Source organism: Acinetobacter sp. AHP123 (assembly GCF_023757925.1).
Lineage (GTDB): Bacteria > Pseudomonadota > Gammaproteobacteria > Pseudomonadales > Moraxellaceae > Acinetobacter > Acinetobacter oleivorans.
Genome location: NZ_CP092454.1, coordinates 706,959 through 732,432, shown reverse-complemented (window position 1 = coordinate 732,432; position 25,474 = coordinate 706,959). Strand labels below are relative to the sequence as shown.

General features: G+C 40.2%; 27 protein-coding genes and 1 riboswitch. Of the genes, 17 read left to right on the top strand and 10 right to left on the bottom strand.

Annotated elements, in window-relative coordinates; all coding sequences use genetic code 11:
* Positions 1-7: 7 nt before the first annotated feature.
* On the bottom strand, positions 8-2,236 hold the full coding sequence (locus MJX77_RS03490; RefSeq protein ID WP_252060563.1) for a primosomal protein N': 2,229 nt from the start codon (positions 2,234-2,236) through the stop codon (positions 8-10).
* A gap of 148 nt (positions 2,237-2,384) precedes the next feature.
* On the opposite strand from MJX77_RS03490, the gene gspF reads away from it, so the two are divergent.
* The 3 genes from gspF (at position 2,385) to MJX77_RS03475 (ending at position 4,743) form a co-directional block, all read left to right on the top strand.
* The gene (gene gspF, locus MJX77_RS03485; RefSeq protein ID WP_005301929.1) at positions 2,385-3,590 is read left to right on the top strand and encodes a type II secretion system inner membrane protein GspF; all 1,206 of its coding nucleotides are present in this window, start codon (positions 2,385-2,387) and stop codon (positions 3,588-3,590) included.
* Between the two features lie 23 nt (positions 3,591-3,613).
* Entirely contained in the window at positions 3,614-4,129 is a 516-nt protein-coding gene (gene gspG / locus MJX77_RS03480) for a type II secretion system major pseudopilin GspG (protein WP_107880652.1), read from the top strand.
* 269 nt (positions 4,130-4,398) lie between these two features.
* Positions 4,399-4,743, top strand: coding sequence for a hypothetical protein (locus tag MJX77_RS03475; protein ID WP_252060562.1), 345 nt, complete (start codon positions 4,399-4,401; stop codon positions 4,741-4,743).
* A 64-nt stretch (positions 4,744-4,807) separates the two neighbouring features.
* Here the strand turns inward: MJX77_RS03475 and MJX77_RS03470 are convergent, their stop codons facing one another.
* Positions 4,808-5,068 (bottom strand): DUF2798 domain-containing protein, encoded by a 261-nt coding sequence (locus MJX77_RS03470; RefSeq protein WP_252060561.1) that lies wholly within the window; start codon positions 5,066-5,068, stop codon positions 4,808-4,810.
* 243 nt (positions 5,069-5,311) lie between these two features.
* Between MJX77_RS03470 and MJX77_RS03465 the strand changes: the two genes are divergently transcribed.
* Positions 5,312-5,650, top strand: a complete 339-nt coding sequence (locus MJX77_RS03465) for a tRNA-binding protein (RefSeq protein WP_111855598.1) — start codon at positions 5,312-5,314, stop codon at positions 5,648-5,650.
* A gap of 1 nt (position 5,651) precedes the next feature.
* On the opposite strand, the gene lnt is transcribed toward MJX77_RS03465, so the two are convergent.
* Together lnt and MJX77_RS03455 are read right to left on the bottom strand one after the other, a co-directional pair.
* A complete protein-coding gene (gene lnt / locus MJX77_RS03460; protein WP_250374839.1) occupies positions 5,652-7,211 on the bottom strand; it encodes an apolipoprotein N-acyltransferase in 1,560 nt (519 codons plus the stop codon).
* Positions 7,208-8,047, bottom strand: a complete 840-nt coding sequence (locus MJX77_RS03455) for a CorC family transporter (RefSeq protein ID WP_004794939.1) — start codon at positions 8,045-8,047, stop codon at positions 7,208-7,210. Before MJX77_RS03455 ends, lnt begins: the two co-directional genes overlap by 4 nt.
* Before the next feature lie 185 nt (positions 8,048-8,232).
* Here MJX77_RS03455 and tusA point away from each other — a divergent pair, with 185 nt between their 5' ends.
* Positions 8,233-8,490 carry a sulfurtransferase TusA gene (gene tusA, locus MJX77_RS03450; protein WP_002053527.1) on the top strand — a complete coding sequence of 86 codons (258 nt, stop codon included), beginning with the start codon at positions 8,233-8,235 and terminating at the stop codon, positions 8,488-8,490.
* A gap of 130 nt (positions 8,491-8,620) precedes the next feature.
* The gene (locus MJX77_RS03445) at positions 8,621-9,001 is read left to right on the top strand and encodes a hypothetical protein (RefSeq protein WP_252060560.1); all 381 of its coding nucleotides are present in this window, start codon (positions 8,621-8,623) and stop codon (positions 8,999-9,001) included.
* A gap of 94 nt (positions 9,002-9,095) precedes the next feature.
* On the opposite strand, the gene MJX77_RS03440 is transcribed toward MJX77_RS03445, so the two are convergent.
* On the bottom strand, positions 9,096-10,808 hold the full coding sequence (locus MJX77_RS03440) for an electron transfer flavoprotein-ubiquinone oxidoreductase (protein ID WP_004794933.1): 1,713 nt from the start codon (positions 10,806-10,808) through the stop codon (positions 9,096-9,098).
* 186 nt (positions 10,809-10,994) lie between these two features.
* On the opposite strand from MJX77_RS03440, the gene MJX77_RS03435 reads away from it, so the two are divergent.
* The 5 genes from MJX77_RS03435 (at position 10,995) to MJX77_RS03415 (ending at position 15,399) form a co-directional block, all read left to right on the top strand.
* Entirely contained in the window at positions 10,995-11,606 is a 612-nt protein-coding gene (locus MJX77_RS03435; protein ID WP_004794931.1) for a DUF1285 domain-containing protein, read from the top strand.
* Between the two features lie 46 nt (positions 11,607-11,652).
* Positions 11,653-12,519 (top strand): glutamate racemase, encoded by an 867-nt coding sequence (gene murI / locus MJX77_RS03430; protein WP_013199052.1) that lies wholly within the window; start codon positions 11,653-11,655, stop codon positions 12,517-12,519.
* A 117-nt stretch (positions 12,520-12,636) separates the two neighbouring features.
* Positions 12,637-13,641 (top strand): DUF4062 domain-containing protein, encoded by a 1,005-nt coding sequence (locus tag MJX77_RS03425; protein WP_252060559.1) that lies wholly within the window; start codon positions 12,637-12,639, stop codon positions 13,639-13,641.
* Positions 13,642-13,714: 73 nt separating this feature from the next.
* Complete coding sequence (hemH, locus tag MJX77_RS03420; protein ID WP_191900545.1) at positions 13,715-14,731, top strand: ferrochelatase; 1,017 nt, start codon at positions 13,715-13,717, stop codon at positions 14,729-14,731.
* A 23-nt stretch (positions 14,732-14,754) separates the two neighbouring features.
* The gene (locus MJX77_RS03415) at positions 14,755-15,399 is read left to right on the top strand and encodes an MBL fold metallo-hydrolase (RefSeq protein WP_004794923.1); all 645 of its coding nucleotides are present in this window, start codon (positions 14,755-14,757) and stop codon (positions 15,397-15,399) included.
* Here MJX77_RS03415 and MJX77_RS03410 read toward each other — a convergent pair.
* Positions 15,396-15,590 carry a DNA gyrase inhibitor YacG gene (locus tag MJX77_RS03410; RefSeq protein ID WP_004794921.1) on the bottom strand — a complete coding sequence of 65 codons (195 nt, stop codon included), beginning with the start codon at positions 15,588-15,590 and terminating at the stop codon, positions 15,396-15,398. The two genes, MJX77_RS03415 and MJX77_RS03410, sit on opposite strands and share 4 nt — an antisense overlap.
* 87 nt (positions 15,591-15,677) lie before the next feature.
* Here MJX77_RS03410 and MJX77_RS03405 point away from each other — a divergent pair, with 87 nt between their 5' ends.
* The 4 genes from MJX77_RS03405 to crcB all read left to right on the top strand — a co-directional run bounded on the left by MJX77_RS03405 (position 15,678) and on the right by crcB (position 18,618).
* A complete protein-coding gene (locus MJX77_RS03405) occupies positions 15,678-16,316 on the top strand; it encodes a class I SAM-dependent methyltransferase (protein WP_199944953.1) in 639 nt (212 codons plus the stop codon).
* Positions 16,306-17,511, top strand: a complete 1,206-nt coding sequence (locus MJX77_RS03400) for a TIGR03862 family flavoprotein (RefSeq protein WP_252060558.1) — start codon at positions 16,306-16,308, stop codon at positions 17,509-17,511. The genes MJX77_RS03405 and MJX77_RS03400 overlap by 11 nt, the downstream gene beginning before the upstream one ends.
* Positions 17,512-17,588: 77 nt before the next feature.
* On the top strand, positions 17,589-17,999 hold the full coding sequence (locus MJX77_RS03395; RefSeq protein WP_107880663.1) for a GFA family protein: 411 nt from the start codon (positions 17,589-17,591) through the stop codon (positions 17,997-17,999).
* Between the two features lie 45 nt (positions 18,000-18,044).
* Positions 18,045-18,111: riboswitch (Fluoride riboswitch) on the top strand.
* A gap of 126 nt (positions 18,112-18,237) precedes the next feature.
* The gene (gene crcB, locus MJX77_RS03390) at positions 18,238-18,618 is read left to right on the top strand and encodes a fluoride efflux transporter CrcB (protein WP_005301974.1); all 381 of its coding nucleotides are present in this window, start codon (positions 18,238-18,240) and stop codon (positions 18,616-18,618) included.
* A gap of 431 nt (positions 18,619-19,049) precedes the next feature.
* On the opposite strand, the gene MJX77_RS03385 is transcribed toward crcB, so the two are convergent.
* The 3 genes from MJX77_RS03385 to MJX77_RS03375 form a co-directional block, all read right to left on the bottom strand.
* Entirely contained in the window at positions 19,050-19,385 is a 336-nt protein-coding gene (locus MJX77_RS03385) for a HopJ type III effector protein (protein WP_252060557.1), read from the bottom strand.
* Between the two features lie 251 nt (positions 19,386-19,636).
* Complete coding sequence (locus tag MJX77_RS03380; protein ID WP_252060556.1) at positions 19,637-19,891, bottom strand: type B 50S ribosomal protein L31; 255 nt, start codon at positions 19,889-19,891, stop codon at positions 19,637-19,639.
* A gap of 101 nt (positions 19,892-19,992) precedes the next feature.
* Positions 19,993-21,291: an ABC1 kinase family protein gene (locus MJX77_RS03375; protein WP_252060555.1), complete on the bottom strand. Its 1,299-nt coding sequence runs from the start codon at positions 21,289-21,291 to the stop codon at positions 19,993-19,995.
* A 256-nt stretch (positions 21,292-21,547) separates the two neighbouring features.
* On the opposite strand from MJX77_RS03375, the gene MJX77_RS03370 reads away from it, so the two are divergent.
* Together MJX77_RS03370 and MJX77_RS03365 are read left to right on the top strand one after the other, a co-directional pair.
* A complete protein-coding gene (locus MJX77_RS03370) occupies positions 21,548-22,795 on the top strand; it encodes an SfnB family sulfur acquisition oxidoreductase (RefSeq protein WP_252060554.1) in 1,248 nt (415 codons plus the stop codon).
* A gap of 32 nt (positions 22,796-22,827) precedes the next feature.
* The gene (locus tag MJX77_RS03365; RefSeq protein ID WP_005301987.1) at positions 22,828-24,078 is read left to right on the top strand and encodes an acyl-CoA dehydrogenase family protein; all 1,251 of its coding nucleotides are present in this window, start codon (positions 22,828-22,830) and stop codon (positions 24,076-24,078) included.
* Positions 24,079-24,111: 33 nt separating this feature from the next.
* Here the strand turns inward: MJX77_RS03365 and abeM are convergent, their stop codons facing one another.
* A complete protein-coding gene (gene abeM / locus MJX77_RS03360; RefSeq protein ID WP_252060553.1) occupies positions 24,112-25,458 on the bottom strand; it encodes a multidrug efflux MATE transporter AbeM in 1,347 nt (448 codons plus the stop codon).
* Positions 25,459-25,474: the final 16 nt, after the last annotated feature.

Genomic DNA, 25,474 nt, shown 5'->3' with positions numbered 1-25,474 from the left:
AAATCATCTAATTAAATTCTTGCGGATCGACATCAATTGATAGCCTGAGTTGATGCTGTCTTGGTGCATGAACCAATTGAGACCACCATTGTCTTAAGTAAAAATGTAGGCGAGCACGGTCAGCAGATAAAATCACCATGTGGGCACGGTAGCGTCCCGCTTTACGTTCCATTGGCGCTGGAATAGGTCCCCAAATATCAACAATTTCACCAGCGATTTGACGAAGTTGCTCGGCTGCTTCATTTAAAAATTGTAAGGTATAGTCACGATCTTTAGATTCTGCACGTATTAGTACTGCATAGCGATAAGGTGGCAGCAAAGCTACTTTACGTTCAGCCAGCGTTTGTTTGGCAACTGCGCGATAATCTTTTTCAATGAGCGTGGTGAGTAATGGATGGTCAGGTCTTAATGTTTGTAAATAAACATGGCCTTTGTGTTCACCACGACCTGCACGACCAGCGACTTGTACAATCAGCTGCGCCGTACGTTCTGGCGCACGGATGTCTACACTGAGTAAACCTGCATCAATATCTAAAATGGCAACTAATGTGACATGTGGAAAATGATGGCCTTTTGCCAACATTTGAGTGCCGAGTAAAATTGTTGGTTTGTTTTGATGAATACGGTCATAGATTTTTTGCCAGCTTCCGACACGACTGGTACTGTCACGATCGACCCGAATGACATCATGATCTGGAAATAGTTCTTGTAAGTGCTCTTCAACCTTAGCGGTTCCTGCACCTAAAGTTTTTAAGCTTTTTTGCTGACATTCAGGGCAATGATCGGGTAAGCGATGAATGGTTCCGCAGTGATGGCAGTGTAAATAAGAATAAGGCTGAGTGTGCAACGTAAAATGCGCGTCGCAATGCGGGCAATTTGCTTGCCATCCACAGCTTTCACAAACCAGTACAGGTGCATAGCCACGACGGTTTAAAAAGATTAAAACCTGTTCTTTTCTAGCTAATGTATGTTTGATTTGTTCAATAAGGGGCTGGCTGATTCCATGCTGTTTTTTGACAATTTTAAGGTCAATCAAATGCATTTTAGGCAAAAGTGCATGTCCAGCACGTTTGTTGAGTTGCAGTGCAGTTAATTTGCCAGTTTCGACCAAATAATAACTATCAATACTTGGCGTTGCTGAACCTAAAATAACAGGGCAGCTTTGCAAGTGACCGCGGTAGAGTGCGACATCACGCGCATGATATCGGAAGCCTTCCTGCTGTTTATAAGACAGGTCGTGTTCTTCATCTAAAATGATGAGGCCTAAACGTGGCAGGGGTGTATAGATGGCAGAGCGTGTTCCTAAAATAATAGACGCTTTTCCGGTCTGTGCCTGTTGCCATGCTTGTAGGCGTTTGGAGTCATTTAAGCCAGAGTGCAATAAAGCAATATCACAGTTAAAACGAGACTTAAAACGTGAAATCGTTTGAGGGGTTAAACCAATTTCAGGTACTAACACCAATACTTGTTTACCTTGCTTTAGCACCTCGTGCATGATGTGCAGATAAACTTCAGTTTTACCACTTCCTGTTAAACCATCTAGCAAAAAGGCTTGGTATTGATGCTGTGCATTTACGACGTGCTGAGTTGCTTTCTTTTGGTCTTCATTGAGCGTGAGCGGCATTTGTGCCAATTGAACAGGTGTGGGGCTAAAGTCATGTGGTTCGAGCGTGCAGTCAACCAGTCCTTTCTTTTGAAGTGCTTTAAGTGTTGCTGTTTCTACACCACTTAAATTGAGAATATTTTCTGTAGTTCCGGCAGGATGTAATTTTAAAATTTGATAAGCATCTTGTTGCTTAACAGAACGCTTTAGTAGGGCTTCAACATTGTCACAGGGTGTGATTTTCCAAAGATGGAACAAGACATCCATCGGTTTGCCCTGACGCAATAACGCGGGTAGGGCGGTTTGCATGACCTCACCAATTGGAAATTGGTAATATTGTGCGGACCATGTCAATAAACTTAAAACTTGTTCATCTAAAATTGGTTCTTCATCTAAAAGTTCAGAAATGGCTTTAAGCTGAAATTTGCCTGTAAATGGCTCATGTGGATTTACTTTTTCTGTAATGATGCCAATTAAGCTTTGGCGTCCAAATGAAATAGCGACGCGTGAGCCTACGTGAGCCCGTTCATATTGCGCTTGGGTGAGTGTATAGTCAAAAGTGTCGTACAGATGCACAGGTACGGCTACACGCACACGATAAACAACTGAATCAGGCTTTGGCGTTATGGTCATAGAGGCTCATTTCGTCAATTTTAAAAAACGGCATAGCGTCGTGAAGAGGACTTGGGTATTCTACACAGGCTATAGAACGAATATGAATGATTGCGTAGCATAGATGCAACAGCAGCGACTATTATTTTTGGAAAATTAGAACATTACCATGCCTGCATATCAATTTACTGCCATTGATGCTTCAGGGAAGCAGCAAAAAGGAGTGCTTGAAGGAGATTCAGCACGCCAGATTCGCCAACAATTACGCGATAAAGCATGGACACCAATTAGTGTTGACCCTGTTGAACAAAAAGATAAACATCAGAGTCAGGGGTTATTCCAAAAAAAGTTCAGTGCTTATGATTTGGCACTCATGACCAGACAACTTTCTGTTTTGGTTGCAGCGGCCATTCCTCTAGAAGAAGCTTTACGTGCGGTGAGCAGGCAAAGTGAAAAACCGCATGTGCAAAACCTTTTATTATCTGTCCGTTCTCGCGTTTTAGAAGGGCATTCACTCGCACAAGGGATGCAGCAATCTGGACGGTTTCCTGACCTCTATATTGCAACGGTCGCCGCTGGTGAGCGTTCTGGGCATTTAGATCTGATTTTAGATCAGCTCTCTGATTACACCGAAAACCGTTTTGCCATGCAAAAGAAAGTTCAGGGCGCTATGATTTACCCAATCATTTTAATGCTGATGTCTTTTGGTATTGTGATGGGCTTAATGACTTATGTTGTGCCAGAGATTGTAAAAACGTTTGACCAAAGTAAAGATGCCTTGCCATGGATTACAGTTGCTTTAATGAAAGCCAGTGATTTTATCCGTCATGCTTGGGTGTTTATTATTATTTTTGCAGTTGTGGGAATTGTCGCATTCGTACGATTTTTAAAAACGACTGCTGGGCACTATGCTTTTGATCGATTAACACTCAAATTGCCATTATTCGGTAAACTGTCACGTGGTATTAATTCTGCACGATTTGCCAGTACTTTATCTATTTTGACTCGTTCAGGCGTACCTTTGGTCGATGCCTTAAAGATTGGTGCAGCAGTGACCAGTAATTGGGTCATACGAGATTCAATTGCCCATGCAGCTGAGCGTGTTACCGAAGGTGGTAACTTGGGTACACAACTTGAGCGCAGTGGTTATTTCCCACCAATGATGGTACAAATGATTCGAAGTGGTGAGGCATCAGGCGAACTGGACCGTATGTTAGAACGTGCATCGACCATGCAAGACCGTGAGGTTACAACATTCATTTCAACCTTACTGGCATTACTTGAACCACTTATGCTGGTTCTAATGGCAAGCATTGTACTGGTTATTGTAATCGCGGTTATGCTGCCAATCGTAAATATGAACAATATGATTTAATAACTTTGATATTAGAGATAATGATGAAGATGGTCATGAAACAAAAAGAGCACGTTAAGGATGCTCAAAAAACCTCAAGCGTAGCTTTCGGACTTGCGGCACGTTCGAGCGGTGCTCGAATGAAACGTGCCTCAGGATTTACCCTCATTGAAGTCATGGTCGTGATTGTAATTTTAGGCGTGTTAGCAGCGTTAATCGTACCAAATGTCATGGGGCGTAGTGAAAAAGCTAAAATTGATACCACTCAAATTACTTTAAAAGGTGTGGCTGGTGCTTTAGATCAGTACAAGCTTGATAATGGACATTTCCCAACCATGCAAGAAGGCGGGCTAGATGCTTTAGTTAATCAACCTGCAACAGCGAAAAACTGGATGCCGGGTGGCTATGTAAAAGGTGGTTATCCTAAAGACAGTTGGAAAAATGATATTCAATATGTCATTCCTGGGGCAGATGGTCGCGCTTTTGATTTGTATTCATTTGGAGCAGATGGCAAAGATGGTGGTGAGGGTAATGATGCGGACATTTATTATCAGCCTTAATTGAAAATATAATAGAGATTATCAATTTAGTTAAAATGATAAACCGATAAATTCGAATTGATAATCTCTCTCAATCAGAAAAATATAATAAACAACTGAAAAATATAAATTAAAATTAATAATGATATTTGAGATTTATAATAAGAATTATTCCCATATTTAATAGTTACAAGAAAGTTAAAATGTAGAGAGAAATAAGCTATATATTTAAATGAAAGCTTTGCATAATAAATAAAAAGCACTTTATTCAATTAAAAAGGAGAGATTAAATGAAAGCATTTCTCATATTAGATGAACTGACTCAGTTCCATTGGGTAATGCTCAAATCTGTCCTATTGATTTTGGGTTTATTGCCAATTGCTGAATTTTCATTAAAGTTATGGTTGAGTACAGAGGGAAGTAGCCAAATTATGATTGGTTTCTTTGCATTAAGTATTGTGAGTTCATGGTTGATGGTGAGCTTCTTTACCGCATTAAAAGCGAGTGTCTGGCAAGCTAAACAAATATCTACTAAATATGAGCAATTACTGTTTAAAGCTTATCGTTATGTACCCATGGTCTTTTTATCAAGCCTAGTTGCTTATTTATCTTTGGAACTATCTATTGCTTTTTAATCATATTTTAAAACCAGATTTTTAAATAAAACGTAGAGTGAATATCTACGTTTTATTTTTTTAGTTAAGCAGGTTGTACTAATATTGCCGTGATTTTACGAACCACAGGTAAGACTAAAAGTAACGTTGGAAAAGCGATTAACCAAGAAATTGCCCATGCAGACATCCAAACATAAAGGGAAAATTCTTCTAGTCCTAAACTTCGTAATGTACTAATCATCGAAACCACAAAAGTCATAATGATGGATAGAAGAAAAGGTAAAACGATAGATGTATAGCGATTTGGAAGTTTTTTAAAACTAGACAAAGATTTTGAGATTTGCATTGTTGACTCCGTAAACCAACAAACGCCAGTGCCATTCAAAAATATAAAAATATTTTGAACAAATAGCTCCAAGCATTGTTGGAGGTATGTTGGCACGTTGATTGACGTAAACGTTTACGGCTTTTTGATGAGCAGATTTAATTTAGCATGAATTTTGAAAACTGGAAATAAAAAGAGGGTGTTTCTTTATTTGTACATATTATATGCTTCAAATCAGATATTTAAGAACATGAGAAAAAGCAAATGGAACAAATCGAGTGGAATGATTTTTTAAAAGTAGAGCTTCGTGTTGGTAAAATTATTCAAGCTGAAGTTTTCGAAAAGGCACGTAAACCTGCCTATATTTTACATGTAGATTTTGGTGAAGAATTGGGTATACGTAAATCAAGTGCTCAAATTACCAAGCTCTATGAGCCACAAGATTTGATTGGTAAGTTAGTGGTTGCTGTAGTGAATTTCCCTAAAAAACAAATAGGGCCTATTCAGTCAGAATGTTTGGTGACAGGGTTTCATAACGCAGATGGGGACGTTGCACTTTGTATCCCAGAGTTTGAAGTTCCTCTGGGTACAAAGCTATTATAATTTAGCGACGTGATTTAAAAGAAACGTCAACTTTACGTGGACGATACACCCAACCTAAAATCAGCAGTAATACTGCAAATCCTAACACTGGATAATCACCTAAACGGTTATAAAGAGTTTGACCTTGCATTGCAGGTAAATCGCCTCTCAAGACAAACTCTTTATCGAGCGGTGCTTGTTCAGTGATATGACCATTTTGATCAATAAAAGCTGTTACACCTGTGTTGGTTGCACGAATAAACCAGCGACCATTTTCTTTAGCACGCATCTGCACCATCTGTAAATGTTGCCATGGCCCAGCAGTACCCGTAAACCAAGCGTCATTAGATACAGTCACTAAAAAGTCGCTGTCTTCTGCATTGCGTCGGGTAAGGTTTGGATAAGCCACTTCATAACAAATCGCAGCAGCAAGCGCATGCCCTTTGATCATGAGTGGTTTTTGGTTACTCTCGCCACGTGAAAAACCGCTCATGCTAATATCATTTTGCATGGCTGGTAATACCCATGAGAGTAAACCTGATAATGGAATATATTCACCAAAAGGAACAAGACGCTGCTTTTTATAAAGACCGCTTGAATCGCTACCAGACGCCATAATGCTGTTGTAATACAGTGGGCTACCAACTTCATGAGATTTGGTAACATCCCAGTAAGGAATTCCGGTTACCCATGCAGTGTGGTTCTTTTTCGCTTGTGCATCCATTGCATCCAAAAACGGTTCAATGTCAGTTTGGAAGAGTGGAATTGATGATTCAGGCCATACAATTAAGTCACGACCCCATTCAGATTGAGTCAGACCTGCATAAATTTCTAATGTTCTGACTTGATATTCAGTCAGCCATTTTAAATCTTGTGGAATGTTGCCTTGAATGAGAGAAACGCTAAGTGGTTTAGCAGCTTTAGGTTTTACAAACTGTATATATGATGCTCCCCATGCGCCTAAAACCAATAGGGCAGATGGGATAACCCAGAAAATACGCTTGCGCAGAACTTCAACTAAAGCACACGCTAATACAATAACAACGAAGGAAATTGCATAAATACCGAATAGAGGTGCGTAACCATCGAGTAGACGTTCAGTAAAAGCGTAACCGACAAACAGCCATGGGAAACCTGTAAATACCCAAGTTTTTGCCCACTCGAAAACAATCCAGAGCGGCGCAAAAGTCAGGGGTGTTTCAGGGAAGAAACGTCGGTAAACCCAAGTCTGAAGTGCGGTAAATAAACCCATCACAAGGGCCATAACAGCAATCATACATACGCTTAGAAAAGCATTGGTATCGCCATATACATGGATGGAAGTGTAGAGCCAAAAAGCGCCTACAAACCATAAGCCGAAGCCATAGCTCCAGCCAATAGCAAATGCTTGTTTGGCCGAACGTTTATGTAGTGATGCATAGAGTAGGGCTGGAGATAAAATTGCCAGCCACCACCAATAATAAGGTGCCAGTGAAAAACTGAACACGGCACCTGAAAATAAAGCAATGAGTAAAGGAAAAATTAAAGGAAGCTGTTTTTGTTGTTGCGAAGAATCTAACAGCTTTTCAAAGTATGCTCTCATTGACGTACAGCTCGAATCAGATGAATAGTGCGGGCATCTGCTTCAACGATTGTAAATAACCAATTTCCAAGTTCAACAGTTTGACCTTGTAAATCACTTACCAGACCAATCTCTTGAAGCAATAAACCGCCGACAGTTTCTACTTCATCGTCAGAAAAATCAGCATCTAAAACAGTATTGAAATGTTCGATTGGTGTAAGTGCTTGCACCATCCATGCATTTGCTACCGTATGGTCATTGTCAGGAACAATGTACTGAGCATCTTCATCAGCAGTGTCATGTTCGTCTTCAATCTCGCCAACGATTTCTTCAAGAATATCTTCGAGCGTAACAAGACCAGCCGTTGAACCATATTCATCAATCACAATAGCAATGTGAGTCTGAGTATGTTTCAACATGCGTAGAACCTGATCGGAACGCGCACTTTCTGGAACAAATAAGGGTTGACGCATAAGAACTCGAATATCGACTTTGGTATTCGGTTCGGTTAGAAACGGCAGTAAATCTTTTGCGAGCAAAATCCCGACAACATTATCAGGCTGATCAGAAGAGAAGACTGGAAAGCGTGAGTGAGCAGACTCGACCAATACATCAAGAATATCAAGTAACTGATCATCTTCTTGCAAACTGATCATTGCTGTTCGTGGTGTCATGACTTCACGAATTTTTGTAGCTGGAAGGTCAAGAACACCTTCAAGCATGGCAACAGTATCTGGTTCTAAAAAGCGACGTGAATTTTGGACTAATTTTAATAATTCATCACGGGTTTCTGGTGCTGTGCCTAACCATTTTCGTAAGCCGCGCATTCCCCACGACGGACTTGGTTCCTCTTGCATGATCTTTCCTAAAGACTCAATCTATCAAATGAATACTTTGAATCATACCGAAGAAAACATGCTTATGCATCTATAAAACAAGCTAAAAGACAAAACGTATATTGTTATGTAAAAGCCAGTTACAGTTAACAGCGCAGTAATTTGTTTATGCTAAAATGTGAAAATTCTATTTGTTCGAGTTTGTTATGTCAGAGCAACCCATTTCACCTACTGTACAACTCAATACGCGTGGTTTACGTTGTCCGGAACCTGTCATGATGTTGCATCAAGCCATCCGAAAATCTAAATCTGGCGATGTGGTTGAAGTGTTCGCAACAGATAATTCGACCTCGTGGGATATTCCTAAATTTTGTATGCATTTAGGCCATGAGTTACTTTTGCAAGAAGAACGCTTAGATGAAAATGGTCATAAAGAATTTCATTATTTGGTGAAGAAAGGGTAATAGAATAATAAGGCTTCTAATAATGACTATTAGAAGCCATTAATAATTCAAATTTAATTTGAAATGATAATTTTTTACAAATAAGAATCGTTATATAGTTTATAAAATTAAGTATAAATGACGTATAAAAATGAATGATTATTTTGTGAAACGAAGCTTATTTATTTGTCTTTGGTTTTTCTCTATTGCTGGTTTATTAAATCTAGAAACCCCTTGGTTATCTGAAACTCTTGCCACCATTATTTTAGTTACTCTTATTATTTTTGGCTCAATTCTGTTGGGTTATAGAAATACATATTTTGCTCCCGAACCGAAAATAAAGATGAGTCTGATTTTACATACAGGTTTTATGGGGCTTATGTTAGTTGTTGATTTATTGTTTGGTAAGTCAGTTTGGTACTTCGATTTAGCGCGAAACTTTGGTTTTCTTGGCCTGTTTTTATTAGGCTCATTTATTTTCTATAAAAAGAACTTGAATTTAAATGTAGCAAAAATACGGCCTTTTCAATAAGCAAATTCCAATAAAAAAAGCCCCGAATAATCGGGGCTTTTTATTACATATTAGGGTATGAGCCGCGACTAAAGCGGCGCAAGGACTATCCAAATTACATATTTGGATAGTTAGGACCACCGCCGCCTTCTGGCGTTACCCATGTGATGTTTTGAGATGGGTCTTTAATGTCACAAGTCTTACAGTGAACACAGTTTGCTGCGTTAATCTGGAAGCGTTTAGAGCCATCATTATCTTCCATGATTTCATAAACACCAGCAGGGCAGTAGCGCTGTGCAGGCTCATCCCATTTCGGTAAGTTTACGTTGACTGGAATTGAAGGATCAGTAAGCTTCAAGTGAGCTGGCTGGTTTTCTTCATGTACAGTGTTTGAGATAAACACAGAAGATAAACGGTCAAATGTAAGCTTGCCATCCGGTTTTGGATAGTTTGGCTTGAAGCTCGTTGCATCAACAGTTTTCAATACAGCGAAGTCTTGCTTCAAGTCATGTAAAGTGAATGGCACTTTAAAGACATTTTGGTCGATAAAGTTAAATGCACCACCAATCCATTGACCAAATTTATGCATTGCTGGGCCAAAGTTACGAGAGTTATAAAGCTCTTCTTTTAACCAGCTGTTGTTGAATTTGTCAGTGTATGAAGTTAATTCTTTAGTGAATAAATCTTCGCCTTCAGTAACGCGAGCAATCGCAAGGTCACCACCTTTTTCTACACCAGCAGCAATCGCTTCAAATACCGCTTCACCACATAACATGCCTGATTTCATGGCAGTGTGTGAGCCTTTGATTTTTGCAAAGTTCAAGAAACCTGCGTCATCACCAATCAAGCAACCGCCCGGGAAAGTCAATTTAGGCAATGAGTTGAAACCGCCTTTCACTACAGCACGTGCGCCGTAAGAAATACGTTTACCACCTTCTAAATACTGTTTAATCAGTGGGTGAGTTTTCCAGCGCTGCATTTCCATGAATGGATACATGTGTGGATTTTCATAAGACAAGTCCACGATCATACCCAAAGTCACTTGGTTGTTTTCAGCGTGGTATAACCACCAACCACCAGAAGAACCAGTTTCGGCCAATGGCCAACCAGCACCGTGCATCACTAAGCCCGGTTTATGTTTTGCTGGGTCAATTTCCCAAAGCTCTTTAATCCCGATACCGTAGTGCTGTGGATCAGCATCTTTATCAAGGTTGTATTTAGCAATGAGGCGTTTGCCTAAGTGACCACGGCAACCTTCAGCAAAGAGGGTGTATTTAGCGTGAAGTTCATAGCCTGGAGTAAAGTTATGCGTTGGTTCGCCATCTTTACCAATACCCATGTCACCAGTTTGAATACCTTTTACCGTACCGTCTTCATGGTAAAGCACTTCAGATGCAGCAAAACCAGGGAAGATAGAAACTTCTAGTTCTTCAGCTTTTTGACCTAACCAACGAACAACGTTACCTAGTGAAATAACATAGTTACCATCATTGTGCATGGTTTTAGGAACCATCCAGTGAGGTGCTTCTTTAGAAGTGGTTTCTGAAAGTAAGAAGAATGTCTTGTCTTCAGTTACAGGTACGTTAAGAGGCGCGCCTTCTTCTTTCCAGTTCGGGAAAAGTTCATTGATGGCACGTGGCTCAAGCACAGCACCAGACAAGATATGCGCACCTACTTCAGAGCCTTTTTCAACTACACAAACAGAAAGATCGGGTAAGTTTTTTTCAATCGCTAATTGACGGATCTTAATCGCAGCAGACAGACCGGCAGGTCCTGCACCTACGATGACAACGTCAAACTCCATCGATTCACGTTCGATGTGTTCCATGTAGGACTCCTCAATACTTAAAGGTGGCAACCGTCATATTCAGAAATTCGGTGCTGCCGTGAGTGTTTTAATCCATAGGCGCAAATATGCTATTGTGCCTTTTATCGTTTTGGCTAGTATAGTTTTAAACCATGATCTAGCCAATTGGCTGAGTCGTCATATTTTTTCGTCAGCAAGGCATAAACTATGGTAAATCAAAATAATTCCCCATCGGATATGGGAAAAATACCGTTATCTGATGATAAAAACTTAATGAACATTGCACAATACTTAAAAGGTGTACAGCAAAGTCACAAAAGGTCAATTCCACCTTTAGAGCAGTGGCATCCAAAGCATTGCGGCAAAATGGATTTGACGGTTAAAGCCAATGGAGAATGGTGGCACGAAGGTCAATTAATTAAGCGCCAAGCCCTATTAGATCTATTTACCAAAGTCCTATGGAAAGAAGAAGGGAAATTCTACCTGAAAACCCCCGTAGAACAAATTGAAATTGAGGTTGAAGATGAACCTTTATTAGTCAATCAGGTCGATCAAGTTGAAATTTCAGGTGATCAATTTTTACAACTGACCACGACTAATCAAGATGTGATTTTGGTTGATGCTGAACATCCAATTTTTATGCGTGAATATGCAGGGGAGTTACGTCCTTATGTGCATGTCCGATTTGGAATTAATGCGCTTATTCAACGCCAGTCTTTTTATCACTTAGTGAACTATGGAACACTCATCGAAAAAGAGAATGGGGAAACAGTTTTAGAGTTAAAAAGTGGTAATTTGCTCTTGCAATTAGGCACTTGAGGTTTAAGCTTTAGGAAGTGAAATTTTCTGACACTTCAGTACAGCTATGACCGCCATACAACCTCTATTTACCGATCTAGAACCTATGCCTAAAGCATCAGCAGATGCCCCAATTGGTATTTTTGATTCGGGAATTGGAGGAATGTCTGTTGCAGCAGAAATAGCTAGATATTTGCCAAACGAACGCATTGTGTATTATGCCGATACGGCCTATGTTCCTTATGGCCCACGTTCTGATGAAGAAATTAGAGAGCTCACAGCTCGCGCAGTCGATTGGTTATACCGCCAAGGTTGTAAAATTGCAGTCGTAGCATGTAATACGGCTTCAGCATTTAGCCTTGACCATTTACGTGAGCATTATGGTGAACACTTTCCAATCGTAGGGTTAGTTCCAGCATTAAAACCTGCCGTATTACAGACACGTTCTAAAGTAGTTGCTGTGTTGGCCACACCTGCTACTTTTCGTGGACAACTGATTAAAGATGTTGTCGAGAAGTTTGCTGTTCCAGCAGGAGTTAAAGTCATGACTTTAACCAGTCTTGAACTTGTTCCTTGTGTAGAAGCGGGACAGCAAATGGGAGAGGCGTGTTTAACGGCATTAAAAGAAGTTTTACAGCCTGCCGCTGAGCAAGGTGCAGACTATTTAGTGCTCGGTTGTACGCATTATCCTTTCTTAAATGAAGCAATTCATCATCTTTTTGATAACCAATTCACACTGGTTGATTCGGGATTCGCAGTTGCCCGACAAACAGCCCGTATTTTAATAAAAAATGCGTTATTATGTGACCAAATAGGTCAGAATGTTGCACGTATTGAATGTTACGTCAGCGGAAATAATGCTGACGCACTGCAACCTGTTTTACAACATATGATTCCACAAGAGTTAACTTGGACACTTCATAATCTGAACTGATCTTTTAGCATCATTTAGAAAATAGTGTTTTTTTATATTTATTATTTTATTTGGGGCGGTTCATGATCTTGGCTGATTTTAAGTCACATAGAGATCATGAGGCGAAAGGGTATTGTTATGCTCGATACACGCTATCAGATTTTTATTTCAACGTCTGGCCGCGATATGCAGCCAGAGCGAATGGTTTTGTCTCAAACCTTGGTGGGGATGGGGTTCTTTGCTTGGGGGCTAGAACATCGAACACCTTTAACAACTACACTTGCACGTCGACAGATTGATGAATGTGATTATGTAATCTTACTTCTGGGTAGTCAGTATGGAGAACAATCGATTTCTGGTGTGAGTTATCTGTCTTTAGAATATGAATATGCGTTAAGTCAGGCTAAACCTATTATTGTGTTTATGCATGAACAGCCTGAAAGTCGTGAAATAGTTTTACAAGAAACACAGCCACAACTTAAAGATAAATTTCTCGCATTTAGAAAAAAGTTATTACACGAAGCAAAGCATATTTTTTACTTTAAAACTCCACGTGAATTGGAGTTGGCTGTCCGTTTAAATATACCTTTAATGGTTGAGCAACATATGGGACAAGGTTGGGTTCCTGCTCATCAAGCTCAGCAGTTAGAAGATGAAATTAGACTCTTAAGAAGTAAAATTTTGCATTTAGAACAGCGAGTAACCGAGCCATCAATACAGTTAAAGGAAGTTGCACCGCAAGATATTTTTGCATTTGAATATCAGATTCAAGCATTTCAGGATGGCAACTTTAAAGAGCTTAAACGACAACGACAAATGACGTGGTCTCAGTTGTTGAGCGTGCTGGCAAAGCGCTTTGAAACAGCTGTGCCAGAAGAAAATTTTGGAATTTGTCTGAATGAATATTTAAATCAGGCAGGCTTAGAAGATGCTCGTCAGGAATTACCTCGTGCACATGCAGTGGCCTGTGCACAGATTAATCATCAGGCACTGTTTCGAATTAAAAATCAAATGCAATCACAAGGTTGGATTGTCCCAACACAAACTGAGCAATCATATGGCCTCTGGAAACTAACCACTAAAGCCCAAAAGATACTGCTTAGTTATAAATGGAACCATCGAGGCGTTCGATTAAAAGCTTAGAGCGATTCAATTTATATATGACACTGAAAACTGTTACATTAGTGTCATAAGATGAACTGAAAGGCATTTACACATGTCGTTTGAACAAAAACCGAAAGTTACTGTCATTTTAGCGAATTTAGGCACACCAGATGAGGCGACTGTGCCTGCGGTGCGCCGTTTTTTAAAACAGTTTTTATCTGATTCACGCGTGATTGAAATACCAAAATTCATCTGGTGGATTATTTTAAATCTGTTTGTTTTACCTTTTCGCCCGAAAAGAGTAGCGCATGCCTATGCTTCGGTATGGTCAGCAGATTCGCCAATGCGCGAAATTGTGTTTGAACAAACCAAACGTGTGCAGGCTTATTTAGAACAAGAAAATAAACAGTTTGATTTAACCGTTTTACCCGCAATGACTTATGGTAATCCGGGTATTGATGCAGTTTTAGAAAAATTGGCGACGAACCCGCAAGAGCATGTCATTTTATTGCCTTTGTTTCCTCAATATTCTGCAACGTCTACAGCGCCGTTATATGATGCATTTGCCAAGTGGATTCCAGCTCAGCGGAACTTGCCGGGTCTGACCATTATTAAAGACTATTATCAGCATCCTATGTTTATTCAAGCCTTGGCAGAAAGCGTTTTAGCCTACCAAGAGCAGCATGGTAAACCTGAAAAACTATTGATGTCATTTCACGGGATTCCACAGCCATATGCAGACAAAGGTGACCCTTATGCAGATCGTTGTCGCATTACAGCAAAGTTAGTTGCTGAAGCCTTACATTTAAAAGAGGATGAATGGGCAATTAGCTTCCAATCACGTTTTGGAAAACAAGAATGGGTGAAGCCTTATACAGACCAGCTTTTACAAGATTGGGCGAAGCAAGGTGTTAAGTCTGTTCAGGTATTAAGCCCAGCTTTTTCTGCCGATTGTTTAGAAACACTTGAAGAGTTAGCCATTCAAAATGCAGAGTTGTTTCAAGAAGCAGGTGGTGGTAGCTATGCTTATATTCCAGCTTTAAATAGCGATCAGGCTCATATTGATTTGCTTGCAGGTTTAGTTCAGGCTAATCTTGATGCCCTTACCCATACCTTAGCCCACCGTTAATTGCGTTTTAGCCAGAGGTTCTTATGCTGCAAGTCAAAATTGTTCCCGTTACTGCATTTGCTCAAAATTGTTCCCTTGTTTGGGACAGTGAAACGAAAGAAGCAGTTTTGATTGATGCAGGTGGCGATGCTGCGGTTTTGAAAAAAGAAGTAGAAGCCTTAGGTTTAAAAGTGAAGGCTCTGTGGCTAACTCATGGGCATTTAGATCATGCTGGAGCGGTAGGCGAGCTTGCCAAAGAATGGAGCGTTCCTGTTATTGGCCCGCATAAAGAAGATCAGTTCTGGCTAGATATGATTCAGGAAGTATCAGCACGTTATGGTTTTCCAATTCCACAACCTGTCAAAGTCGATCAATGGCTTGAAGGTGGTGAAGTACTAAAATTGGGTGAAGATGAATTTGAAGTACGCTTTGCTCCAGGGCATACGCCAGGTCACGTAGTTTTCTATAATAAAAACCATGGCTTACTTTGGACAGGCGATGTTCTGTTTAAAGGTTCGATTGGACGCACAGACTTCCCACGTGGTAATCATGAGCAGTTAATTGAATCGATTAAACGTGAGTGTTTTAGTTTGCCAGATGATACTCAGTTTATTTCTGGACATGGTCCAATGAGTACCATTGGCTATGAAAAGCAATTTAACCCGTTTGTCGCGGGTAAAGCAGGTTAATCTTCATAATCATCTTCATTTTGACTACCCTTGTTTTGCTGAGGAGCATCTTGGGTAGGCAGTCTATATTCATCATTTGCCCAAGCGCCTAAATCAATTAATTTACAACGTTCAGAACAAAATGGACGAAATTCATTGCCTTCCCAAACACTTGGTTCACCACAACGTGGGCAGGGAAATGTACGTGGCATAAAGCGATATCCTCAAAGTGAAGAGAAATAGATTAGGCAAAAGTCAGGTGACTTGTTAGACTTATGCCGATTTTTATTTAGTTTGATGTGATTATGCCGATTCGTCAATTTCAAGCACAACGTATGCAAGCGCCTCGCGATTTTATTCCAATTGAAAATACCCCGATTTGTGTAGAAATTGGAGCGGGCAAGGGCAAACATGCTTTGCTTTTTAGTGGGCAACAGCCACAGCACACGTTGTATGCAATTGAACGAACCCGAGAAAAATTCTTGGCAATGCAAAAACAGCATGGTTTGGAACCAAGAGATAACTTGGTGCCTGTACATGCAGATGCTTTACCTTGGGTAGTGCATGCTTTGCATCCAGCTCAGGTTGAACATTTCTTTATTCTCTACCCAAACCCAGAACCACATAATCCAGCACAGCGCTGGTTAAACATGCCATTTTTTGAGTTCTTAATTTCGCGTCTGCAAACAGGTGGAACCATTACTCTCGCAAGTAATATTCCCGAATATATTGAAGAAGCAGAGCAGCAGTTATTAAATGTATGGAAGCTGCCTTACCAAAAAGAAAAAATTGCTCAAACCTCTGCACGTACTCATTTTGAAATTAAGTATTTAGACCGCGGTGAGCTTTGTCAGCAACTCATAATGACTAAGCCTGAGGGTTATAAAACTCGATTTGATGAGTTTGCGCCATTGCAAGGGCAAACACATGGCGAATAAGCGGGTTGCCATTATTGGAGCAGGTCCAGCAGGTCTTATGGCTGCTGAGGTGCTTAGCCAATACGCTTATGATATTGATGTCTATGAACAAAAGCCTTCAGCGGCACGTAAGTTTCTGATGGCAGGTAAAACTGGGTTAAACATCTCGCACGCCGAACCTTTAGCACAGTTTATTGAACGTTATGACCATGCAGAATGGCTCAAACCGTGGGTTGAAAAATGGGATGCAGTCTGGATTCAAAGCTGGATGAAAAGCTTGGGAATTGAATCTTATGTGGGCACCTCAGGTCGCATTTTCCCTGTCGAAATGAAAGCTGCTCCTTTACTGCGTGCTTGGCTCAAGCGCTTAGCAGAACAACAAGTTAAATTCTTTTATCGTCATCGTTGCATTAATTTACAAGGTACAACGGTGACTTTAGAAAACCAAAATAATCAAAGTACTGAAACTTTTACCCAGCAATACGATGCGGTTGTATTGGCTTGTGGTGCGGTGTCGTGGTCTCAATTGGGTAGTGATGGTGCTTGGCAGCAATGGATAGATCAATCCAGTATTGAACCTTTTCAAGCAAGTAATGCAGGGGTATTGCACACTTGGTCAGCTTTTATGGAAAGCTGTTTTGGTGAACCTTTAAAGCGTATTAATGCGTGGGTTGAGCCTAGCCAAGTTATTCATGGCGATATTGTGATTACTCACTATGGTTTAGAAAGTGGTGTTATTTATAAACTTGGACGTGCTTTACGAGAACAGCAAAAACAAGGGAAAAGCTTAAATCTATTTTTAGATTTATTGCCCGATGTAGAGTTGTTCCAGTTAATTAAAAAATTGCAGGCTGGTAAAAAACAATCGCTCACTAATATCTGGCGTAAAGCAGGCTTAGACACAGCTAAAATTAACCTAATTAGAGAAGTCGTTGATAAAGCGTTATGGAGCCAACCAGAGACTATGGCTCAGCAAATTAAAGCACTTCAAATCAAGTTAGATGGCTTTAGGCCTATTGAAGAGGCGATTAGTTGTGCTGGTGGTATTAAGCAAAAAGCATTAACTGAGAACTTGAGCCTTAAACAAATCTCAGGTGTGTTTTGTTGTGGTGAAATGCTAGATTGGGATGCTCCTACAGGTGGATATTTACTTACAGCATGCTTTGCTACAGGGCGAGCGGCTGGTGAAGGTGTACATTCATTCTTAGAAAAATAACAGCGAATTTGGTGCTATTTTTGATATGTGAAAAGTGTTATTTTTGAGCGATCAATAATAATAGGATTTACGAGAACATGTCTCAAGCATCACCAGTTTATCAAGGAAGTTGTTTGTGCCAAGGTATTCGCTATGAAATTAAAGGCGATATCGGGGATATCATTCAATGCCATTGTCAACGTTGCCGAAAATCCAATGGAACAGCATTTGCCACCAATGCTCCTGTTAAAAGTACAGATTTTAAAATTACCCAAGGTGAAGACTTAGTCAAAAAATTCGCTGTGGAAGGTGTATACCGTTGGTTCTGTAGCGAATGTGGTTCACCTTTGATTAGTTCGCGTGATGCGCAGCCTGAACTGTATCGTGTAAGAATTGGGACACTGGATACACCATTAGACCAAAAACCGACAATGCATATTTTTGCTGCCTCTAAGGCAGAGTGGGAATGCATTCGTGACGATTTACCGCAATACGATGAACGTCCATGATTTTACAAAGTATGTTTAAATCAAATTCAAGATGATCTAATATACTTAAAACGGGGAGATGGCATTCCTCCCCTGAAAAACCGCCGTATTGGCTAATGATGCCTACGTTACCCTCATGTATTTATATATTGCTGGGTACGTAGGTTATTGCGTACTCTGCTTATTTTTGGAGTACGCCATGTCATATTTCCCTTCATTATTTTTTGCTCTTTTAGCGTCTATCTAAAGGGGTGGTCCTATGTATTACTCTCTACTTTCAATTGCTTTAGGCTCAGTTCTAGGGGCATGGTTACGTTGGTTTTTAGGTTTAAAACTTAACCCGATTTACCCGCAAATTCCACTTGGTACTGTCACTGTTAATTTGGTCGGTGGTTTTATTATTGGTTTTGCGATTGCCTACTTTTCTCAAAGTGATTTAAGTCCGAACTATAAGCTTTTTGTGATTACTGGTTTTTGTGGTGCTTTAACGACGTTTTCAACATTCTCTATTGAGATTGTGACTTTATTGCAAAGTGGTAAGTTGGGAATGGCGATGTTGGGAATTTCCATTCATTTAATTGGATCGTTAATTTTTACGTGTTTGGGATTGGCGACTTATTATTGGGTAGCAGGCAATTGATTTTGGCTGAGTAGATACAAGCATGACTTTTTAGGTATTTGCGGCGGGGTTTTACCGTTTAGTTATTTAATGGGAGTAGCTAATTCTGTTACTTTGGTTTCGCCCAAAGTAACCAAAAGCATCTGTCATTCGCAGAACCTGTTCACTGTAAGCATTTATCTTAAGCGTTGTAAAAACTATCTTTTATAGAAACCACGCAGGCTGCGAATGACGTTGTCGAGTATCGAATATAAGAGATTAATCAAATAATTTAATTAATAATTAGCCATTTACTATCGTGACAGACGGCAGGGATGCCGTCGTTTCGCTGTGCTACATGGATGTAGCATCAGCGGAACAATGGGTTTTGTTACTTTTGCCCTCAAAAGTGAGGCATTGCCTATTAACAGGCTTTAGAAAATCTCATAATTTGAGGCTGTGTAAAAAAATGATTAAGCTTTTTCAGCCAAAGCCTGACCTTCAAACTTCACACCATCCCAACCATTTTGCATAAACTGACGAATATTTTGATGGTCAGCGCCCTCAGGCGTAGCCAATACAGATGCGTAGTGTTCTGCAAATAAACTTAAAGTTTGAGCTTGGTCTAAACCTTGTAACTTGGCAAAAGAGAGAACTTTTGCACTGCCTTGATTTTCAGTCGCAGCGTTATGCTGTGCGCCATTTTGAAAAGCCGTTGGAGTATGTTGGTAACGTGCTTCAATATGAGCTAAAACGTCTGAAAATTTTGCTGTGCCTGCTTGTAATTGTGCAAGTAACTCTTGTGCCATTATCTTAAACTTCCTATTAAATGAGGGTTCAAGCATAGCATCGAATAGCAACTTTGAAAGCTCGGTGAATGCAAAAAAATGATGAGTTGTGGGAAAAATAAGAAGAGTTTTTATACAAGTTGTGGATAAGTTCTCTTTTATACACAACATAAAAAGATCGAAAAAATACACATAAAAAAAGAAGCCTAAGTGGAGGAGATAGTCTTAGGCTTCCAATGATTTAAGTGTATTGGTCAAATCTTAACGTAAGATTAACTCTTACGATTAAAGCGAGCGAAGCGTTTATTAAAGGTTGCAACGCGGCCTTCATTACTTGCTTGACGTACTTCACTTGTGTAGAAAGGGTGAGATGCACTTGAAATATCAAGGGTTACATAAGGATAGACTTTTCCTTGGTATTCTTTGGTTTGTTTAGACTGAAGAGTACTACCAATTAAGAAGTACACGTCTGCATTGGTGTCATGAAATAACACTTGTTGATAAGCAGGATGAATATCTTTACGCATGAGAGGTTGTCCTAAATTATTTTTGATTAAAGAAATGTTATAACATAACAATTGAAAAGTCAATGTAACCCCTAAAAGGCTACATTGATCAGTAAATTAAGTTAGTTAGAAGGTGGGACAAGCTCTTCAAATAGTCCATTCAAATTGTCATGAACTTTTAAGTGAATTAGGTTCCAGTAGTGTCCTGAAATGGTCCTGTTGACCATCAAAGTGTCTGGTGAAGGCTTAAAGACATCCCAGTACTTCAAAGATTTTTTCACAAGCAGCATGCCATCATGATGTGATGAGTTCTCTGCAAAATCATAAGTGGTGGTAAGCGGACGTAATAACACTTCAATCCAGAGTTTATAAAGATCGCTCGGGAATTTGCCTTTTTCGGCTAGTGAATGTAGCTCAAGTAACTCAGTTTCAATCAAATCGATATTTTCATGACGAGCTGCATTTACTAAGCGTTTAAAGCTATACACAATTTCATTTGAAAGTGTTTTAACACTGCCGTAGTCATAAATAATGACACTACCATCTTGGCGGAAGGCAAAGTTACCCGGGTGAGGGTCGCAGTGAAAACGTTTTAGAAAGAACATTTCCTGACCTAAAGCACGAATCAAACGACGTCCAATCGTATTTCGAATTTCGATAGGCCAAGCGCTGGCTGTTTCAATGCTGTCACCTTGTTCAAGGCTCAAGGTTAAAATACGTCTTGAAGAATAATCTTTATAAACAGTAGGGATGATAATTTTGTCATCTAACTGGCTATGAAAGATTTTAAAAACTTCAAGGTTTTGAGCCTCGATTTCATAGTTAAGTTCTGCTGAAAGACTATCCTGAATTTCTGTAAAAAGCTGATCTTGTAGCTTTTTATCAATTTTAAGTACACCCATTAAACGAAGGGCTAAACGCACTTGTTTTAAGTCACTTTCACAGGCCTCATCAACACCTGGATATTGCACTTTCACTACAACTTGTTCGCCACTAGGTAAGGTAGCTTTGTGAACTTGACCAATTGAAGCAGCTGCAAAAGGTTCTTGATCAAAAGATTTAAAGGCAACATTGAGCGGTTTTCCAAGCTCACGTTCAACTTGTTGCTGAATGGCAGCAAAAGGCATGGCTGGAGCTTGGCGTTGTAACTTTGAAATTGCTTTAGCGACTTCGGGTGGGAAAATATCTTTATATTGAGATGCAATTTGGCCGACCTTCATGACGGCACCTTTCATTTCACCTAAGGTGTCGGCAATTTGCAAACCAATATCCTGAAATAACTTGGTTTTTGAAGCCAGCTTTTGCTCTTCGTCTGCGGTCAAGTTTCGAATCGAGTTAGAAACGGTTTTCGTTGCAATGCTCGCGGTCATTCCTGCAAGTTTCATAAATCGTTTGCCGGGTGAACTTGCATTCTTTGCCATATCTTCGATACCTCATTGACTACAACATAATATTGCCTAGTTTTGATCATAGGTGACAAAGCTTAAAAAGCCTATATGAAATTGTTTATCTCATGTAAGAAAATTTTCGAAAAACAAAATGTTATTTTTATAGTAAAAAATATGAAAAGCTTGTGAAAATCCATTTCATAAACAAAGCTTTAATATCTATAAAGTGTCTGTTTTTTTGGTGCTAATGTGAATGGCAGGTTAAATAAAAATAGAGATAACAAAAGTTATGACAAGTTTAAGTTCAGCCCATGGGCGGTCTCAGGCGGTTCCTTTATCTGTGTTTGAGCAGTCAAAAGATGCGCATATTATTCGTTCTGATGAAGAAGCAATTGAGGTTGCCAAACAACTTGCGAAAGAGTTCGCACATGAAGCATCCGATCGAGACAAGGAGCGCCGTTTACCCCTAAATGAAATTCAACAGTTCTCACAAAGCGGCTTATGGGCCATTACGGTTCCTAAACAATTTGGTGGTGCACAAGTCAAATATCGAACTTTGGCTGAGGTCATCAAAACAATTGCGAGTGTTGATCCATCTCTTGCACAACTTCCCCAAAATCACTTGGCTTTTATTGAACATTTACGTCTTGATGCAGGCCCAGAACAACAACAGTTCTTCTTTAACTTAGTGTTGAGAGGGATTCGTTTTGGCAATGCATTTTCGGAAAAACATAGCAAAACGGTGGCTGACCTCACTACCACATTAAAAAAGACCGAGCATGGTTATGAAATTAATGGAAAGAAGTTTTTTGCAACTGGCGCATTGCTTGCACATTGGGTTCCAATTGTCGCTGTGAATGAACAGGGGCAGCCTTATGCGGCGCTAGTTCCTCGGGAAACTTCAGGGGTTAATATTATTAATGACTGGTCTGGTTTCGGGCAAAGAACCACAGCCAGTGGGACCGTTGAACTTAATCAAGTGCCAGTACGTGAAGAATATCTAATTCCGATTTATCAGGCTTTCGAACGTCCTACACCAGCAGGTGCAATTTCACAATTTATTCAAGCTGCTGTTGATGCTGGTATTGCACGTGGTGCAATTGAAGAAACAATCCACTATGTCAAAAATCATAGCCGTGCATGGGTCGATTCAGGTTTGGAAAAAGCCAGTGATGATCCCTATACGATTGCAAACATTGGTGATTTAAAAATAAAACTTCGTGCAGCAGAAGCGGTATTGGATTTAGCAGGAGATGCGATTGATCAGGCGATTGCCGACACGACAGAAGAGCATGTAAATCAAGCGACATTACTAGTTGCAGAAGCAAAAGTACTCACTACAGAAGTTGCGATTTTAGCAGCGAATAAGCTTTTTGAGTTGTCTGGAACACGTTCTACTTTGTCAGAGCTTAATCTGGACCGCCATTGGCGTAATGCGCGTACTCATACCTTGCATGATCCAGTGCGTTGGAAATATCACATTGTCGGTAATTATTACCTCAATGGCATCCATCCACCTCGTCATGCATGGAGCTAAAGTGAATAAAAAATAAGATTAGGAGAATAAAGATGACAATTACCCAAATTGAATTAGAAGAGCTATCGGTAGGCGCCGATTATGAAAAAGTGGCAAGTAGATTTCGTCCAGTTTTTGAAAAAATTGCCCAAGGTGCAATTCAACGGGAAAAAGAACGAATCTTGCCTTTTGAACCTATTCAGTGGTTAAAAGAACTCAAATTAGGTGCGGTACGTGTTCCGGTTAAATATGGTGGAGATGGGGTGTCATTGCCGCAACTTTTCCAGCTTCTAGCAGAATTGGCGCAAGCAGACTCGAATATTGTGCAAGCATTGCGTGGACACTTTGCTTTTGTTGAAGACCGTTTGGTTGCGCATAAAGAGCATTCGCAGGAAGTCTGGTTTCAGCGTTTTGTACAAGGTGATTTAGTTGGAAACGCATGGACCGAAGTTGGAAATGTACAGATTGGCGATGTCGTTACCCGAGTAACCAAAGATGCTTCGGGTAACTTGGTGGTGAATGGTGAAAAGTACTATTCGACAGGAAGTATTTTTGCTGACTGGATCGATTTATTTGCTTACGATGAAGTGAATGACCGTCATGTGATTGCTGCTATTTATCGTCATGAAACAGGGGTGAGTGTGATTGATGATTGGGATGGCTTTGGTCAAAAGACAACGGGCAGTGGTACTTTAAAAGTACATCAGGTTCATTTACCAGCTTCGCACCTTATTCCATTTGACCAGCGTTTTAAATATCAGACCGCTTTCTATCAGGTTGTCCACCTTGCAACTCTAACAGGGATTGCGCATGCTGCGGTCGAAACTTTTAGCCAAGAAATACGTGAGCGAAAGCGTATTTTTAGTCATGGTAATGGTGACCTTGTTCGTCACGACCCACAAGTTCTACAGGTGGTGGGTAAAGCCTCTGCTCAAGCCTATGGAAGTCTAGCAATTACGATTAAAACAGCAGAAGCCTTACAGAAGGCTTATGAAAGTCACTTTAGTGAGTTAGAGGTGAAAGAACATCAGTTTAATGTAGATGCAGAACTTGAGTCGGCACAAGGGCAGGTGGTGATTTCTAATTTGGTACTGGATTTAACGAGTCAGTTATTTAATGCTTTAGGTGCATCGGCAAGTAGTCAGGTTAAACAACTCGACCGTTTCTGGCGTAATGCACGAACGGTATCTTCACATAATCCGCTCATCTATAAAGAAAAAGTGATTGGCGATTGGGAAGTAAACCGTACCGATTTACCCTTTGTCTGGCAAATTGGAGCAAGCCCTCGGGCAAAGTCTGCATAAAATAAAAAAGCCGATATTTCATCGGCTTTTTTATTAGGTCTGGCTTAAACGTTTGGTATTTAAATAAAGCCTTGAAAGTAATAAAACACAAGCAATGCTCAAACCAATAATCAAACCTAGCCACACACCAGCCACGCCCCAATGGGTATAACGCGCTAAATAAAGCCCAATAGGGAAAGCAATCACCCAATACGCCATAAGCGTAATCCACATAGGTGCTTGAGTATCTTGCATACCTCTTAAACAGCCTGCGGCACTTACTTGTAATGCATCCATCAACTGATATGCCATTGCAAACCAAAGTAAATACATCGCAACAGGAGCTACGTTTAAGTCTTGAGTATAAATCGAGATAATTTGTTCACGGCCTAAAGCAATAAAAGTCATGGTTAATATGGCAAAAAATATTGCTGTGCTCAGACCAATTTTTTGTACTTGGTACATTGAAGCCCAGTTCTTTTCACCATAATAAGTACCGACACGGATGGTTAAGGCAATGGCTAGTGAAAGCGGAATCATAAACAGCACAGAGGTAACGGAAATTGCGACTTGGTGTGCAGCAATAAACACTTCACCAAGAGGGCTAAGGACCAATGCACCTGTACTAAAAATACTAATCTCAAAGAACACAGCTAAACCGATTGGTAGACCAAGCTGTAAAATTCTTTTAACTAAAGCCATATTAATTTTATCAAATCGGCCAAAAATAGACGTGTTTTGATAAGCTGAAGCTTTATAAATATATCCTGCTAATGTAATTAACATGAGCCATTGTAAAATGGAGGTTGCAAAACCACAGCCAGCGCTACCTAATGCAGGTATTGGCCCTAATCCATGCATAAAAATCATGTTAAGAGGGACCAATACAACTAAAGCTAATAGGCTAATAGCTGTGACAGGGCGTGGATGGCCTAATGCTTCTGAATAGCCACGTAGCGCTGCGTACATAGTCACAGCGGGCATACCTAAACCAATTGCATGCAAGAACAAGCTTGCTTTAGGTCGTAAGCTCTCTGGTACGCCGAACACATGCAAGAAAAACGGCATAAGCTGCAAAATGAGCATTGCCAGTACACCTAAAATGACAGCAACCCACAATGACTGACGAACAACGACAGGGATCTGCTCTGTATTTCTTGCGCCTTTTGCTTCAGCGACCAAAGGTGTTGTTGCAATCATAATGCCGCTGAACAGGAGCATGATTGGAACCCATAAACCGACCCCTACAGCAATTGCTGCTAAATCGGTTGCAGATAAATGCCCAGCCATAATAGTGTCAATTAACCCGAATCCTGCTTGAGCAAACTGGGTAATTAAAATCGGTAGCATTAAGTGGAAGAGTTGTTTTAATTCAGACCGAAAAGATGTGACATTCGACACAAAAGGTACTCTTTTT

Bases quoted from the DNA above. Each gene is read 5' to 3' on its own strand.
- MJX77_RS03490 (WP_252060563.1), bottom strand. From the start codon at position 2,236: ATGACCATAACGCCAAAGCCTGATTCAGTTGTTTATCGTGTGCGTGTA.
- gspF (WP_005301929.1), top strand. From the start codon at position 2,385: ATGCCTGCATATCAATTTACTGCCATTGATGCTTCAGGGAAGCAGCAA.
- gspG (WP_107880652.1), top strand. From the start codon at position 3,614: ATGAAGATGGTCATGAAACAAAAAGAGCACGTTAAGGATGCTCAAAAA.
- MJX77_RS03475 (WP_252060562.1), top strand. From the start codon at position 4,399: ATGAAAGCATTTCTCATATTAGATGAACTGACTCAGTTCCATTGGGTA.
- MJX77_RS03470 (WP_252060561.1), bottom strand. From the start codon at position 5,068: ATGCAAATCTCAAAATCTTTGTCTAGTTTTAAAAAACTTCCAAATCGC.
- MJX77_RS03465 (WP_111855598.1), top strand. From the start codon at position 5,312: ATGGAACAAATCGAGTGGAATGATTTTTTAAAAGTAGAGCTTCGTGTT.
- lnt (WP_250374839.1), bottom strand. From the start codon at position 7,211: ATGAGAGCATACTTTGAAAAGCTGTTAGATTCTTCGCAACAACAAAAA.
- MJX77_RS03455 (WP_004794939.1), bottom strand. From the start codon at position 8,047: ATGCAAGAGGAACCAAGTCCGTCGTGGGGAATGCGCGGCTTACGAAAA.
- tusA (WP_002053527.1), top strand. From the start codon at position 8,233: ATGTCAGAGCAACCCATTTCACCTACTGTACAACTCAATACGCGTGGT.
- MJX77_RS03445 (WP_252060560.1), top strand. From the start codon at position 8,621: ATGAATGATTATTTTGTGAAACGAAGCTTATTTATTTGTCTTTGGTTT.
- MJX77_RS03440 (WP_004794933.1), bottom strand. From the start codon at position 10,808: ATGGAACACATCGAACGTGAATCGATGGAGTTTGACGTTGTCATCGTA.
- MJX77_RS03435 (WP_004794931.1), top strand. From the start codon at position 10,995: ATGGTAAATCAAAATAATTCCCCATCGGATATGGGAAAAATACCGTTA.
- murI (WP_013199052.1), top strand. From the start codon at position 11,653: ATGACCGCCATACAACCTCTATTTACCGATCTAGAACCTATGCCTAAA.
- MJX77_RS03425 (WP_252060559.1), top strand. From the start codon at position 12,637: ATGCTCGATACACGCTATCAGATTTTTATTTCAACGTCTGGCCGCGAT.
- hemH (WP_191900545.1), top strand. From the start codon at position 13,715: ATGTCGTTTGAACAAAAACCGAAAGTTACTGTCATTTTAGCGAATTTA.
- MJX77_RS03415 (WP_004794923.1), top strand. From the start codon at position 14,755: ATGCTGCAAGTCAAAATTGTTCCCGTTACTGCATTTGCTCAAAATTGT.
- MJX77_RS03410 (WP_004794921.1), bottom strand. From the start codon at position 15,590: ATGCCACGTACATTTCCCTGCCCACGTTGTGGTGAACCAAGTGTTTGG.
- MJX77_RS03400 (WP_252060558.1), top strand. From the start codon at position 16,306: ATGGCGAATAAGCGGGTTGCCATTATTGGAGCAGGTCCAGCAGGTCTT.
- MJX77_RS03395 (WP_107880663.1), top strand. From the start codon at position 17,589: ATGTCTCAAGCATCACCAGTTTATCAAGGAAGTTGTTTGTGCCAAGGT.
- crcB (WP_005301974.1), top strand. From the start codon at position 18,238: ATGTATTACTCTCTACTTTCAATTGCTTTAGGCTCAGTTCTAGGGGCA.
- MJX77_RS03385 (WP_252060557.1), bottom strand. From the start codon at position 19,385: ATGGCACAAGAGTTACTTGCACAATTACAAGCAGGCACAGCAAAATTT.
- MJX77_RS03380 (WP_252060556.1), bottom strand. From the start codon at position 19,891: ATGCGTAAAGATATTCATCCTGCTTATCAACAAGTGTTATTTCATGAC.
- MJX77_RS03375 (WP_252060555.1), bottom strand. From the start codon at position 21,291: ATGGCAAAGAATGCAAGTTCACCCGGCAAACGATTTATGAAACTTGCA.
- MJX77_RS03370 (WP_252060554.1), top strand. From the start codon at position 21,548: ATGACAAGTTTAAGTTCAGCCCATGGGCGGTCTCAGGCGGTTCCTTTA.
- MJX77_RS03365 (WP_005301987.1), top strand. From the start codon at position 22,828: ATGACAATTACCCAAATTGAATTAGAAGAGCTATCGGTAGGCGCCGAT.